Origin of the sequence: Streptomyces fractus, from assembly GCF_049844455.1 — a bacterium.
In the GTDB taxonomy this organism is placed as follows: domain Bacteria; phylum Actinomycetota; class Actinomycetes; order Streptomycetales; family Streptomycetaceae; genus Streptomyces; species Streptomyces fractus.
On the sequence record NZ_JBMYHI010000002.1, the window covers coordinates 3,801,646 to 3,815,427 of the forward strand.

13 protein-coding genes are annotated in these 13,782 nt (G+C 71.6%); 7 read left to right on the top strand and 6 right to left on the bottom strand.

Going from position 1 to position 13,782, the window contains the following annotated elements:
- The first annotated feature begins 23 nt into the window (after positions 1 to 23).
- Positions 24 to 635, top strand: coding sequence for a Maf family protein (locus ACP4E5_RS18920; protein ID WP_425830237.1), 612 nt, complete (start codon positions 24 to 26; stop codon positions 633 to 635).
- Here the strand turns inward: ACP4E5_RS18920 and ACP4E5_RS18925 are convergent.
- The gene (locus ACP4E5_RS18925) at positions 607 to 1,077 is read right to left on the bottom strand and encodes a hypothetical protein (protein WP_425830239.1); all 471 of its coding nucleotides are present in this window, start codon (positions 1,075 to 1,077) and stop codon (positions 607 to 609) included. The genes ACP4E5_RS18920 and ACP4E5_RS18925 overlap by 29 nt on opposite strands.
- Before the next feature lie 444 nt (positions 1,078 to 1,521).
- Here ACP4E5_RS18925 and ACP4E5_RS18930 point away from each other — a divergent pair, with 444 nt between their 5' ends.
- Positions 1,522 to 3,294: an acetyl/propionyl/methylcrotonyl-CoA carboxylase subunit alpha gene (locus ACP4E5_RS18930; RefSeq protein WP_425830241.1), complete on the top strand. Its 1,773-nt coding sequence runs from the start codon at positions 1,522 to 1,524 to the stop codon at positions 3,292 to 3,294.
- A gap of 94 nt (positions 3,295 to 3,388) precedes the next feature.
- On the opposite strand, the gene ACP4E5_RS18935 is transcribed toward ACP4E5_RS18930, so the two are convergent.
- Together ACP4E5_RS18935 and ACP4E5_RS18940 are read right to left on the bottom strand one after the other, a co-directional pair.
- On the bottom strand, positions 3,389 to 4,105 hold the full coding sequence (locus ACP4E5_RS18935) for a hypothetical protein (protein ID WP_425830243.1): 717 nt from the start codon (positions 4,103 to 4,105) through the stop codon (positions 3,389 to 3,391).
- 94 nt (positions 4,106 to 4,199) lie between these two features.
- Complete coding sequence (locus tag ACP4E5_RS18940; protein ID WP_425830245.1) at positions 4,200 to 5,204, bottom strand: response regulator transcription factor; 1,005 nt, start codon at positions 5,202 to 5,204, stop codon at positions 4,200 to 4,202.
- A gap of 173 nt (positions 5,205 to 5,377) precedes the next feature.
- Here ACP4E5_RS18940 and ACP4E5_RS18945 point away from each other — a divergent pair, with 173 nt between their 5' ends.
- Positions 5,378 to 5,923 carry a TetR/AcrR family transcriptional regulator gene (locus ACP4E5_RS18945; RefSeq protein WP_483030481.1) on the top strand — a complete coding sequence of 182 codons (546 nt, stop codon included), beginning with the start codon at positions 5,378 to 5,380 and terminating at the stop codon, positions 5,921 to 5,923.
- A gap of 145 nt (positions 5,924 to 6,068) precedes the next feature.
- Here ACP4E5_RS18945 and ACP4E5_RS18950 read toward each other — a convergent pair whose 3' ends face one another.
- The gene (locus ACP4E5_RS18950; protein WP_425830249.1) at positions 6,069 to 7,025 is read right to left on the bottom strand and encodes a DeoR/GlpR family DNA-binding transcription regulator; all 957 of its coding nucleotides are present in this window, start codon (positions 7,023 to 7,025) and stop codon (positions 6,069 to 6,071) included.
- 174 nt (positions 7,026 to 7,199) lie between these two features.
- Entirely contained in the window at positions 7,200 to 8,648 is a 1,449-nt protein-coding gene (locus ACP4E5_RS18955) for an NAD(P)H-quinone dehydrogenase (protein WP_425830251.1), read from the bottom strand.
- A 130-nt stretch (positions 8,649 to 8,778) separates the two neighbouring features.
- Here ACP4E5_RS18955 and ACP4E5_RS18960 point away from each other — a divergent pair, with 130 nt between their 5' ends.
- The 3 genes from ACP4E5_RS18960 (at position 8,779) to ACP4E5_RS18970 (ending at position 11,907) form a co-directional block, all read left to right on the top strand.
- Positions 8,779 to 9,216 carry a gamma-glutamylcyclotransferase family protein gene (locus ACP4E5_RS18960; RefSeq protein WP_385764484.1) on the top strand — a complete coding sequence of 146 codons (438 nt, stop codon included), beginning with the start codon at positions 8,779 to 8,781 and terminating at the stop codon, positions 9,214 to 9,216.
- A 120-nt stretch (positions 9,217 to 9,336) separates the two neighbouring features.
- Positions 9,337 to 10,161, top strand: coding sequence for a purine-nucleoside phosphorylase (locus ACP4E5_RS18965; RefSeq protein ID WP_425830253.1), 825 nt, complete (start codon positions 9,337 to 9,339; stop codon positions 10,159 to 10,161).
- A gap of 81 nt (positions 10,162 to 10,242) precedes the next feature.
- Entirely contained in the window at positions 10,243 to 11,907 is a 1,665-nt protein-coding gene (locus ACP4E5_RS18970) for a phospho-sugar mutase (RefSeq protein ID WP_425830255.1), read from the top strand.
- A 111-nt stretch (positions 11,908 to 12,018) separates the two neighbouring features.
- On the opposite strand, the gene ACP4E5_RS18975 is transcribed toward ACP4E5_RS18970, so the two are convergent.
- Positions 12,019 to 12,645, bottom strand: a complete 627-nt coding sequence (locus ACP4E5_RS18975; RefSeq protein ID WP_425830257.1) for a PH domain-containing protein — start codon at positions 12,643 to 12,645, stop codon at positions 12,019 to 12,021.
- A 178-nt stretch (positions 12,646 to 12,823) separates the two neighbouring features.
- Between ACP4E5_RS18975 and deoC the strand changes: the two genes are divergently transcribed.
- Positions 12,824 to 13,777: a deoxyribose-phosphate aldolase gene (deoC, locus tag ACP4E5_RS18980; protein ID WP_425830259.1), complete on the top strand. Its 954-nt coding sequence runs from the start codon at positions 12,824 to 12,826 to the stop codon at positions 13,775 to 13,777.
- Positions 13,778 to 13,782 lie beyond the last annotated feature (5 nt).

The following is a 13,782-nucleotide window of genomic DNA, read 5'->3' on the forward strand; positions in this document are numbered from 1 at the left end:
TCCACGTCGATAACCTGAGCCGCATGACTGCTCCACGCCGGCTGATCCTGGCCTCCCAGTCCCCCGCCCGCCTCGGCCTGCTGCGGCAGGCCGGGTTCGCTCCCGAGGTGATCGTCAGCGGGGTCGACGAGGACGCCGTGACGGCCCCGACACCCGCTGAACTCGCCCTCGCCCTCGCCGAGGCCAAGGCGTCGGTGGTCGCGGCGCGGCCCGAGGCGCACGGCGCCGTCGTCATCGGCTGCGACTCCGTGCTCGACCTCGACGGCGAGGCGCTCGGCAAGCCGGCCGACGCCGAGGAGGCCACCGCCCGCTGGAAGTCGATGCGCGGCCGCGCGGGCACACTGCAGACCGGCCACTGCGTGTACGACACGGAGTCCGGCCGGTACGTCTCGGCGACCGCCTCCACCGTCGTCCGGTTCGGCGAGCCGAGCGACGCGGAGATCGCCGCGTACGTCGCGACGGGCGAACCCCTCTACGTGGCGGGCGCGTTCACCCTGGACGGCCGCTCGGCGCCGTTCATCGACGGCATCGAAGGCGACCACGGCAACGTGATCGGCCTGTCGCTGCCCCTGGTCCGCCGCCTGCTGGCCGAACTGGGCGTCGGCATCACGGAGTTGTGGGCGCCGGCGGAGTAGCGGGACCGTTCTGCGCGGGGGTGTCCCCCTGCGTCCCCCGCTCCCCCTGCTCGTGCCGGTCGTACGCCACCAGCGTCAGCACGAGCAGGGCGAGCACGATCATCATGAACACGAAGCTGAACCAGCCCACCAGGCTGATCGAGAACGCGCCCAGCAGGCCGTGCACCACGGCCGCGCTGATCAGCAGGATCCGCCCGACCGTGCCCGGCGCCCGATCGGCGATCGCGGTGCGCGCGAGCACGATCCCGCACAGCACCAGATACAGCCCGAACAGGCCACCCGCGACCCACGCGCCCACCGACATCGCCCGCGGGGCCAGACCGGCCAGGGACATCTCCTGGTTGTCGACCATCAGGCCGAGGAACCAGTTCAGAAAGGCAATCCCCAACGCCTCCGCGACCATCACGATCGCGGCCACCCACGCCACCGGCCTGCGTGCCACCGGTCCCACCCACTTCCGCTGACTGTTACCGCTAGTACGGTCAAGACATCCCGAACGCTACTAACGGGTAAACCCCGGTACAAGGGTTCTGCAGAAGGCAAAGAATCGTTGGGCCATTCGTAGGGACTCCACAAAGAATGCCGACGGGCCGCAGCACGGTCTCACAGAGACCTTGGCCACAGAGGCGGGCTAGGGTTGCGGTGAGGAATCGCGCGTATCCAGGCGCGACAAGGGATTTCATGGTCCGGCCGACCCCCGGGTGACACTCCGTGTGGGCAAGCTCACGCCCGGGGACGGCTCGTGGGTCCGTGTCGGCAGTCCCTAAACTCAGCTTGTTTCAGTGAGTCAAGCTTCACGGTGACCCGCCGACCGCCCCGGCTCGGGCGACCACGGCCGGGGGTCCGGGGGATGCCCCCGGGAAGACACAGCAAGGAGGGAGCCATCGTGCGCAAGGTGCTCATCGCCAACCGTGGCGAAATCGCTGTCCGCGTGGCCCGGGCATGCCGGGACACGGGGATCGCGAGCGTCGCCGTCTACGCCGAGCCGGACCGGGACGCTCTGCACGTCCGTGCGGCCGACGAGGCCTTCGCCCTTGGCGGGGACACCCCGGCCACCAGCTACCTGGACATCGCCAAGGTGCTCCAGGCCGCGAAGGACTCCGGCGCGGACGCCATCCACCCCGGCTACGGATTCCTGTCGGAGAACGCCGAGTTCGCCCAGGCCGTCCTCGACGCCGGGCTGATCTGGATCGGCCCGCCCCCGCACGCCATCCGCGACCTCGGAGACAAGGTCGCGGCCCGGCACATCGCGCAGCGCGCGGGCGCCCCGCTGGTCGCGGGCACGCCGGACCCGGTGGAGGGCGCCGACGAGGTCGTCGCGTTCGCCGAGGAGCACGGCCTGCCGATCGCGATCAAGGCCGCCTTCGGCGGCGGCGGTCGCGGCCTGAAGGTCGCCCGCACCCTCGACGAGGTCCCCGAGCTGTACGACTCCGCGGTGCGCGAGGCGGTGGCCGCCTTCGGCCGCGGCGAGTGCTTCGTGGAGCGCTACCTGGACAAGCCGCGGCACGTGGAGACCCAGTGCCTGGCCGACCAGCACGGCAACGTCGTGGTCGTGTCCACCCGTGACTGCTCGCTGCAGCGCCGCCACCAGAAGCTCGTCGAGGAGGCCCCCGCGCCGTTCCTCTCCGAGGCCCAGCTGGAGCAGCTGTACGCGTCGTCGAAGGCGATCCTCAAGGAGGCCGGCTACGTCGGCGCGGGCACCGTCGAGTTCCTCGTCGGCGCCGACGGCACGATCTCCTTCCTGGAGGTCAACACCCGTCTCCAGGTCGAGCACCCGGTCACCGAGGAGGTCGCCGGCATCGACCTCGTCCGCGAGATGTTCCGCATCGCCGACGGCGAGGAGCTCGGCTACGGCGACCCCGAACTGCGCGGCCACTCCTTCGAGTTCCGCATCAACGGCGAGGACCCGGGCCGCGGCTTCCTGCCCGCCCCGGGCACCGTCACCAAGTTCGATGGCCCCGCGGGCCCGGGTGTCCGCCTGGACGCGGGCGTCGAGTCCGGCAGCGTGATCGGCCCGGCCTGGGACTCCCTGCTCGCCAAGCTGATCGTCACGGGGCGCACCCGCAAGGAGGCCCTCCAGCGGGCCTCGCGCGCGCTCGCCGAGTTCGAGGTCGAGGGCATGGCCACCGCCATCCCCTTCCACCGCAAGGTGGTCACCGACCCGGCGTTCGCCCCCGAACTGACCGGCAGCGAGGACCCGTTCACCGTCTTCACCCGGTGGATCGAGACCGAGTTCGTCAACGACATCCCGCCGTTCGCCGCCCCGGCGGCCGGTGAGGACGAGGACGAGGCGGGCCGCGAGACGGTCGTCGTCGAGGTCGGCGGCAAGCGCCTGGAGGTCTCCCTGCCCGCGGGCATGGGCATGTCCCTGGCCCGCACCGGACTCAACGCCGGCGCCAAGCCCAAGCGGCGCGCCGCCAAGAAGTCCGGCTCCGCCGCTTCCGGCGACACCCTCGCCTCCCCGATGCAGGGCACGATCGTCAAGGTCGCGGTCGAGGAGGGCCAGGAGGTCAAGGAGGGCGACCTGATCGTCGTCCTGGAGGCCATGAAGATGGAACAGCCCCTGAACGCCCACAAGTCGGGCACCATCAAGGGCCTGTCCGCCGAGATCGGCGCCTCCCTCACCTCGGGCGCCGCGATCTGCGAGATCAAGGACTGACGCAGTACTCGTCATACGCCGAGGGCCCGCCGACCATTGGTCGGCGGGCCCTCGGCCGTTCGTGGTCGGCCGTCACGGTCACGGATCGGCGCGGTCACGGATTGGCGCGCACCCAGCCCGTACCGTGCCGGGCGATGTCCAGGCCCACCATTCCGAAGGCGATGGCCAGCAGCGCGAACCCCGCGAACGCGAGGGCCGAGACGCCCGTCATCCAGCCGACGACGTTCAACGGCATCGAGGCCATGAGCGCCCATGCCACCCAGGCCGGCACCGCGTGGCTGCGCAGCAGGCCGATGCCGAGGACGATCGCGCCGAAGACGATGCCGGCGATGAACCAGACCCCGGCGACCGCCGGCATGGCCAGGCTGTCGCCGCCCTTGAGAATCTTCACGATGTCCACCTGGCCGACGCCCTTGTCCAGGCCCGCCAGCGTCACGAAGTCGTACGACGGCGCTATGTTGGCGGCCACGGCTCCGCCGCCGAACAGCAGCAGCCCGGCGAGCCCCAGCTTCGGGGAGCGCGCCATGACGTACACGGCGGCCAGCAGGCTCGCGGCGACCATCCCGATCCCCAGGGCCAGCCACACCCAGGCGGCGGCCTTCTCCCGGCCCTCGTTGGCGGCGATGTCGGCGACGATGTTCGCCACCTTGTCCTCGGTCATGTCGTACGGAGCCAGGAGTGAGGCGACGATGAAGCACAGCGGCCCGAGGACGAGCACCGCGGCCATGACGGCCCGCAGCGGGCGGATCCGTTCGACGGCGACCCCGGGAGCGGCTGCCGGTATGTGCGCGGACGACGGTGTGGCGGTCATGGCGTTCCCCCTGATGCCCGTGGATGCCACTGGACTCCACCAGTCAAGCGGGATCCCCCCGGGCGGGCCATCCGTCAATTCTGAGGGGCGCCCCTCACTCCCCCAACAGCCCCGCATCGCGTCCCGCGCGCAGCAGCGCCGCCGTGTGGCCGGCGTTCAACTTGCGGTGCAGGGACGCCACATAACCTCGTACGGTCGTCAGCGAGATGCCCATCGCGCGCGCCGCCTCGACCGGGGTACGGCCGGCGTCGATGTGCTCCAGGGTGCGGTGCTCGCGCTCGGTCAGGCCGAGGGCGCGGGCGGCGGCGCGGCCCGGCGCGACGTCCCGCAGCAGCAGGAGCCGCGGCACGTCCGGCACGGCGCACTCCACCGCTCGTACGTCGATGTCGTGCGCCCGGAAGGCGCGGCCGGCGCCGGGCGGCGCCCCGAGGCCGATCCGCGGATCGCCGTCCAGGCGCGGCAGCAGCTCCGCCGCGACGGCGTCGAGCGCCCGCACCACCCCGTCCACGGCCACGGCGGCGACGCCACGCCCCGGCTGCCCGGCGGACGCGAGCGCGGCGGCGAGCAGCGCGTACATCCGCTGCCGCTCGGCCAACAGGCGTTCGGCTGCCGCGAGGTGGGGCTGGGCGTAGCCGAGCAGGTCCCGCTGCTCCTCGGTGAAGTCGCTGCCGCCGCGCAGCAGCGCGTACCCCGTGACGCCCGCCTCGTCCCGGTCGCTGGCGACGAGGTGGCGGTGCATCCCGAAGGGGCGGAAGTCGAGGTTGTAGCAGTGGGTGCGCCGCCAGTCGCGGTCCGCCGCGGCGTCGCTGACCCGCCAGGCGCCGCCCGTCCCGGACACCAGCATGGCGCCGGTCAGCGGGTGGTCCACGGGATGGTCGTAGATGACGGCGGGGTCGCTGTGGAAGGACTCTGCGGGCAGCGCGAGCGCCCGCACGCTGCCGTCGTGCGCGCCGAAGTGGTACCACTGCGCGCCGTCGGCCGGGATGAGCCGGGCGAGGCCGCTGACCGCGCGGGAGCGCAACTCGTCGACGTCCACGGCCTCTTCGAGTTCCCCGACGAGCTGCCGCACTCCTCGCCGGCCCGCGTCACTGATGTCCATGCCGCGCTCCAGGGCTTCCCGCGTATGCGCCCTCCGCGTCGACGCTACTGCGGTAGCGATCCCTCCGCACCGGCGCGGTCCCGCGATCGGGCATCCTTGAAGTCCTGCGCACCAGACACGCGCACGCCCAGGGAGACCCGATGACGACAGCCGAGCACGACCGCTCGCGCCGTATGCGCGCGGACGCACGCCGCAATTACGAGCGGCTGCTCGCGCAGGCCCGGCTCGCGTTCGCCGAGCACGGCACGGGCGCGTCCCTCGAGGAGGTGGCCCGCGCGGCCGGGGTCGGCATCGGCACGCTGTACCGGCACTTCCCCAACCGGCACGCGCTGATGAGCGCGGTCTTCGAGGAGGCCGTGAGCGATCTGCTCGCCCGCTCCCGGGCGCTGCTCGACGCTCCGCAGCCGTGTACGGCGCTCGTGACCTGGCTGCGCGAGATCATCACGCACGCGAGCGAGTACCGGGGGCTGTCCCGCGCCCTCATGTCGGCGTCGCAGGACGCGAGTTCGGCGCTGGCCCGGTGCAGTGATCCGATGCGGGAGGCGGGCCAGGCGTTGCTCTCGCGGGCGCAGCGGGCGGGGGCGGTGCGGGAGGACGTCTCCATCGCGGACCTCCTGCAGCTCACGAACGCGATCGCCCTCGCGGCGGAGGAGACTCCGTCGGACCCGGGGTTGGCGGACCGCCTGCTGCGGTTGACGTTGCGCGGGATCGCCTGTTGACCGGTACCGGCGTTGCGGCCTCGGGGCTCCGCCCCGGACCCCGCTGCTCAATCGCCGCAGGGGCTTAACGATCAAGCCCCTGCGGCGATTGAGCAGCGGGGTCTGGGGCAGCGCGCCAGAAGCGCGACGCCGGATGGGCGAAACGTCACCGGCGCCGCAAATCGGCCACCCGGGCCGACCGCTCGGGCGGGGCATCCAGGGAAGCGGCACGCAGCGAATGGCCGCCCGGGAGTTGACCACGCCGCTGCCCCGGCAAGGGCACATCCCGACGCTGCTGACGCGCCGGGACGGCCTCACCGCCCCCGGTAGGGTCCTCCGCCCCGGCCCCCGCGACAGCGACCTGCACGCCCTGATCGGCCAGCGCCTGAAGCTCCGTCGCCGCCCGGTCGTCGTGCGCCGGCGGCTCGTCGGTCACGAGACGCGTGATCACATCGGTCGGCACGGTCTGGAACATGGTGTCCGTACCGAGCTTGGAGTGATCCGCGAGCACGACGACCTCGGACGCGGCCTGCACGAGCGCCCGGTCCACGGACGCCGACAGCATGTTGGACGTGGAGAGCCCGCGCTCGGCGGTCAGACCACTGCCGGACAGGAAGGCGCGCGACACTCTCAGCCCCTGGAGGGACTGCTCCGCCCCGCTGCCCACCAGCGCGTAGTTGGAACCCCGCAGCGTGCCACCGGTCATGACGACCTCGACCCTGTTGGCATGGGCGAGTGCCTGTGCCACCAGGAGGGAGTTGGTGACCACGGTCAGGCCCGGCACACGCGCGAGCCGGCGGGCCAGCTCCTGCGTGGTCGTCCCCGCGCCCACCACGATGGCCTCGCCCTCTTCGACGAGACCCGCGGCGAGATCGGCGATGGCCGTCTTCTCTGCGGTCGCGAGATGTGATTTCTGCGGAAAGCCGGATTCCCGCGTGAATCCGCCCGGCAATACCGCACCGCCGTGCCGGCGGTCGAGGAGTCCTTCTGCCTCCAGTGCGCGCACGTCCCGCCGTACGGTCACTTCAGAGGTCTGGACGACGCGGGCGAGCTCACGGAGCGAAACCGCTCCGTTGGCTCGCACCATTTCGAGGATCAATTGACGACGTTCTGCAGCGAACACGAAACTGACAGTAACCCCAACGACCGTCTGCTTTCAGCAGTTTGCGCCGATTTACAGATTCTGTTCGCACAAGAAGGGTGGAAGTGGTATAGGCGTGACGGGGTGCCTATACATCGCGCCTATGCCCCCCGCATGGGCCGCAACTCACCGTGACCTGCGGCCCGTTGACCACCGTCAGCCCTCTTCTGCGGTCTTCCGCGTGTGCAGCTGCCGCGCCACTTCGGCGATCGAACCCGACAGCGAGGGGTACACGGTGAACGTGTTCGCGATCTGCTCGACCGTCAGATTGTTGTCGACCGCGATCGAGATGGGGTGGATCAGTTCCGAAGCGCGCGGCGCGACGACCACTCCGCCGACCACGATGCCCGTGCCCGGACGACAGAAGATCTTGACGAAGCCGTCCCGGATGCCCTGCATCTTCGCGCGCGGGTTGCGCAGCAGCGGCAGCTTGACGGCGCGGGCGTCGATCTTGCCCGAGTCGACATCGGCCTGCGTGTAGCCGACGGTCGCGATCTCAGGGTCGGTGAAGACGTTCGACGAGACCGTCTTGAGGTTCAGCGGAGTGACCGCGTCGCCCAGGAAGTGGTACATCGCGATGCGGCCCTGCATGGCGGCGACCGACGCGAGGGCGAAGACCCCGGTCACGTCACCGGCCGCGTAGACGCCGGGAGCGGTGGTGCGGCTGACCTTGTCGGTCCAGATGTGGCCCGACTCCTTGACCCTGACGCCCGCTTCCTCCAGGCCGAGCCCCTCGCTGTTGGGGACGGCGCCGACCGCCATCAGGCAGTGCGTACCGGAGATGACCCGGCCGTCGGAGAGCGTGACCTCGACGCGGTCGCCGACGCGCTTGGCGGAGGCGGCGCGGGAGCGCGCCATGACGTTCATGCCGCGGCGCCGGAACACGTCCTCCAGGACGGCGGCGGCGTCCGGGTCCTCGCCGGGCAGCACGCGGTCGCGGGAGGAGACGAGGGTGACCTTGGAGCCGAGCGCCTTGTAGGCACCCGCGAACTCGGCGCCGGTGACACCGGAACCGACCACGATGAGCTCCTCGGGGAGCTCGTCCAGGTCGTACACCTGCGTCCAGTTGAGAATCCGCTCGCCGTCGGGCTGGGCGTCGGCCAGCTCGCGCGGGTGGCCGCCGGTGCACAGGAGCACGGCGTCGGCGACGAGGGTCTCCTCGCTGCCGTCGGCCGCGGTGACGATCACCTTGCGGGAGCCGTCGAGCGCCTGCTGGCCGTCGAGGCGGCCCTTGCCGCGCAGCACGCGCGCGCCCGCACGCGTGACGGAAGCGGTGATGTCGTGGGACTGGGCGAGCGCGAGGCGCTTCACACGGCGGTTGACCTTGCCGAGGTCCACGCCGACGACGCGGGCCGGGCTGTCCGGATCGGGGGTGTCGTCCTCGACGATGATGCCGAGCTCTTCATAAGAAGAGTCGAAGGTGGTCATCACCTCGGCCGTGGCGATCAAGGTCTTCGACGGCACGCAGTCGGTCAGCACCGACGCCCCGCCGAGGCCGTCGCAATCGACGACGGTCACCTCCGCGCCGAGAGACGCGGCCACCAACGCCGCCTCGTATCCGCCAGGTCCGCCACCGATGATCACGATCCGAGTCACATGCCCCATTGTCCCGCACCCTTCAAGCCCGCACCGAGCCGGGGCCCCCGTCCGGCCCTGAAGAACGCGTATCCCCTCTTAAGAGGGGTGCTGCGGTTACTCGCGGGACACGTGGTCCGTCTGACGTACGCTCGGTCCCATGTCGCTCTACGCCGCGTACGCCGGCAATCTCGACGCGCGGCTCATGACGCGCCGCGCTCCGCACTCGCCGTTGCGCGCGACCGGCTGGCTGAACGGCTGGCGGCTCACGTTCGGGGGCGAGCACATGGGCTGGGAGGGCGCACTCGCCACCATCGTCGAGGCGCCGCGTTCACAGGTCTTCGTCGCGCTGTACGACATCGCCCCGATGGACGAGGAGTCGATGGACCGCTGGGAGGGTGTCGGCCTCGACATCTACCGGCGGATGCGGGTGCGCGTGGACACCCTGGAGGGCGAGGAGCCCGCGTGGCTCTATGTACTGAACGGTTACGAGGGCGGCCTCCCCTCGGCGCGGTACCTGGGCGAGATCGCCGACGCGGCCGAGTCGGCGGGCGCGCCGCACGACTACGCGATGGAGCTGCGCAAGCGGCCCTGCTGAGGACGGCGCGCCGAAACGCTTCGCGTCCGCCCCGTTCGTCGGAAACGACAAAGCAACGATCACAAGGACGTGACCTCCGACATCTACGCGCGTAGGCAGCGACAGGCTACCCTCGTCGGCGTGAACGCTTCTCTTACTCCGGACAACCTCAAGGGCGATCCCTACGCCGCCGCCGACGCCGCCGCCGCGCGCCTGCGCGAGCTGACGGGCGCCGAGACCCACGACGTCGCCCTCGTGATGGGCTCCGGCTGGGCGCCCGCCGCCGAGGCGCTGGGCGAGCCCGCCGCCGAGTTCCCCTTCACCGAGCTGCCCGGCTTCACCGGCGCCGCGGTGGCGGGCCACGGCGGCACGGTCCGCTCGTACCAGGTCGGCGGGAAGCGCGCCCTGGTCTACCTGGGCCGCACGCACTTCTACGAGGGCCGCGGCGTCGCCGCCGTCGCGCACGGTGTGCGCACGGCCGCCGCGGCGGGCTGCAAGACCGTCGTGCTCACCAACGGCTGTGGCGGTCTGCGCCAGGGCATGCGCCCCGGCCAGCCGGTGCTCATCTCCGACCACATCAACCTGACGGCGGCCTCGCCGATCGTCGGCGCGAACTTCGTCGACCTCACCGACCTGTACTCGCCGCGCCTGCGCGCGCTGTGCAAGGAGATCGACCCGAGCCTGGAAGAGGGCGTGTACGCCCAGTTCACGGGCCCGCACTACGAGACCCCCGCCGAGGTCCGGATGGCCGGCGTCCTCGGCGCCGACCTGGTCGGCATGTCCACCACCCTGGAGGCCATCGCGGCCCGTGAGGCGGGCGCCGAGGTGCTCGGCATCTCCCTGGTGACGAACCTGGCGGCGGGCCTGTCCGGCGAGCCGCTCAACCACGAAGAGGTCCTCCAGGCGGGCCGCGACTCGGCCTCCGCCATGGGCGACCTGCTGACCAAGGTCCTCGCGAAGATCTGATCCATGCAAGCCCCTGGGCCCCGCCCTTCCAGGCGCGGGTCCGCAACGGGGTTGCGGTAGGCCAAGAACTCCCCGTAAGGAATGCGAACCGTGACCGTATCTGGCAGCGAACTGCTCGACCGGGCGAAGACCTGGCTGGCGGAGGACCCCGACGCGGAGACCCGCGAGGAGCTGGCCAAGCTCATCGAGGCCGGGGATCTGGAGTCGATCGGCGAGCGTTTCGCCGGGAGGCTCCAGTTCGGCACGGCCGGGCTGCGCGGTGAGCTGGGCGCGGGCCCGATGCGGATGAACCGCGCGGTGGTCATCCGCGCGGCCGCGGGCCTGGCGGCGTACCTGAAGGCCAAGGGGCAGACGGACGGAGTGGTCGTCATCGGCTACGACGCGCGGCACAAGTCGGCGGACTTCGCGCGCGACACGGCGGCGGTCATGGTGGGCGCCGGGCTGCGCGCCGCGGTACTCCCCCGCCCGCTGCCCACCCCCGTGCTCGCCTTCGCCATACGGCACCTGGGCGCGGTCGCGGGCGTCGAGGTCACGGCCTCGCACAACCCGCCGCGGGACAACGGCTACAAGGTGTATCTCGGCGACGGCTCGCAGATCGTGCCGCCGGCCGACGCGGAGATCGCGGCCGAGATCGACGCGGTGGCGTCGCTGGACGACGTGCCGCGTGCGGAGTCGGGCTGGGAGACGCTCGGTGAGGACGTCCTGGAGGCGTACCTGGCGCGTACGGACGCGGTCCTCGCGCCCGGGTCGCCCCGCGGCGCCCGCGCCGTCTACACGGCGATGCACGGCGTCGGCAAGGACACGCTCCTCGCCGCCTTCGCCCGCGCGGGCTTCCCCGAGCCGGTGCTCGTGCCCGAACAGGCCGAGCCCGACCCGGACTTCCCCACGGTCACGTTCCCGAACCCGGAGGAGCCGGGGGCGATGGACCTGTCCTTCGCGACGGCCCGCGCGCAGTCCGCGACCCCCGACCTGATCATCGCCAACGACCCGGACGCGGACCGCTGCGCCGTCGCCGTGCCCGAGGGCGGCGAGTGGCGGATGCTGCGCGGCGACGAGGTGGGCGCGCTCCTCGCGGCGCACCTGGTGAAGCGGGGCGTGAGCGGCGACGCCACGGTCCTCGCCGAGTCGATCGTGTCGTCCTCGCTGCTCGGCCGGATCGCCGAGGCTGCGGGGCTCCCCTACGAGGAGACGCTGACCGGCTTCAAGTGGATCGCCCGCGTCGAGGGCCTGCGTTACGGCTACGAGGAGGCGCTCGGCTACTGCGTCGACCCCGAGGGCGTACGCGACAAGGACGGCATCACGGCCGCGCTGCTCGTGACCGAGCTGGCGAGCGAGCTGAAGGAGCAGGGCCGCACGCTCCTCGACGCGCTCGACGACCTGGCGCTCGCGCACGGGCTGCACGCCACGGACCAGTTGAGCGTGCGGGTCGAGGACCTGTCGGTCATCGCGGACGCGATGCGCCGGCTGCGGGAGGCTCCGCCGGTCGAGCTGGCGGGGCTCGCGGTCAGCCGCGCCGACGACCTCTCCGAGGGGGCGGGCGGGCTGCCGCCCACGGACGGGCTGCGGTACGTCCTCGATGGGGCGCGGGTCGTGGTGCGGCCGTCGGGGACGGAGCCGAAGTTGAAGTGTTACCTGGAGGTCGTGGTGCCGGTGGCGGAGCGGTTCGCCCTGCCCGCGGCCCGGGTCACCGCGGCGGAGCGCCTCGCGGCGATCAAGCGGGATCTGGCGGTTGCGGCGGGTATCTGACGCCGCCCCGGCGTTGCGGACTCGGGGCTCCGCCCCGGATCCCGCTGCTCAATCTCCCCCAGACTCCGTCCGGGGGGACCCCCTGCAGGGGCTCGATATATACCTGCCGCGCTAGCCCAGCGTCATGAGGACCGCGAGGAGTACCGCGCCCGCCAGCGCCGGGGCGATGATCTCGTACGCCCAGCGGACCTTGACCGTGCCCTGAGTGGTCTCGGCCGCGGCGTGTGCCTCGTGCAGTTCGCGCAGTTCGTCCATCGCCTGGTCGCCGGTCGCCCGCTGCTCCGTCACCGGCAGACCGCTGGCCCCGGTGGCCGTGCGACCGCCCTTGGTGGTGGCGCGCATCTGCTGGCGCTGCGCCTTGCGCCGGCCGCGCAGCGACACCGGGATGGACCAGAGCTGGTACTTGGTGCCGGCCTGGTCGACGATCTCGTTCGAGTACCCGGACTTGAGGCCCGCGACCGCGGCCCACGGCAGCGTGATGTCACGGAACGGGTTGCGCACGCGCAGCTGCTCCGCGTTCGCGAAGACGGCCGGCCTGATGGTGAACGCGACGACGAGCGGCACCACGAACAGGAGCGCGGCGAGCGCCGTCCAGGGCGTGCCCCCGATCCCGTTGACCACCGCGTCGATCCCCAGCCAGGCCCCGATCAGAATCAGCACGACACCGCCGGCGATACCGGCGGGTGACCGATAGATGCGGTCCCGTACCTGCGGAGGCGTGGTCTGGCTGCTCGTCATGGCTCGATTGTGCCCGACCCGTCAAGACCCGTATCAAGCAGCTGGGCCATATAAGCCCCTGCGGCGATTGAGCAGCGGGGCCCGGGGCAGAGCCCCGCGACCGCAACCACGTCGCCCCGAACCGTAAACCCCGACCTGTACAAGCCGCTACGCGCGTAGATATGCTCCCCTCGTGACCATGCCCAGTTCTGCACCCGCACCCGCTCTCAGCGACGTCACCGCGTCCGACAGCACGCTGCGCCGCTTCCTGCACGGGTTGCCCGGCGTCGACGCGGTCGGCCTGGAGGCGCGCGCCGCTTCGCTCGGGACCCGTTCCATCAAGACCACGGCGAAGGCGTACGCCATCGACCTGGCCATCTCGATGATCGACCTGACGACCCTGGAAGGCGCCGACACCCCGGGCAAGGTCCGGGCCCTCGGCGCGAAGGCGATCAACCCGGACCCGACCGACCGCGGCACCCCGCGCACGGCGGCGCTCTGCGTCTATCCCGACATGGTGGCCACCGCGAAGGCCGCCGTCGCCGGCACGGACGTCAAGGTCGCGTCCGTCGCGACCGCCTTCCCGGCGGGCCGCGCCGCCCTCGAGGTCAAGCTCGGGGACGTACGGGAGGCCGTGGCCGCGGGGGCCGACGAGATCGACATGGTCATCGATCGCGGCGCCTTCCTCGCGGGCGACTACATGAAGGTCCACGACGAGATCCGCGCGGTGAAGGAGGCCTCCGGCGCCGCCCGGCTCAAGGTCATCTTCGAGACCGGTGAGCTCTCGACGTACGACAACATCCGGCGCGCGAGCTGGATCGGCATGCTGGCCGGGGCCGACTTCATCAAGACCTCCACGGGCAAGGTGGGGGTCAACGCGACGCCGGCCAACACCCTCCTCATGCTCGAAGCCGTACGCGACTTCCGCGCCGCCACCGGGGTACAGGTCGGCGTGAAGCCCGCGGGCGGCATCCGCACCTCCAAGGACGCCGTCAAGTTCCTGGTCATCGTGAACGAGACCGCGGGCGAGGACTGGCTCGACAACCACTGGTTCCGCTTCGGCGCCTCCAGCCTCCTGAACGACCTGCTGATGCAGCGTCAGAAGCTGGCGACAGGCCGCTACTCCGGTCCCGACTACGTGACGGTGGACTGAGACAC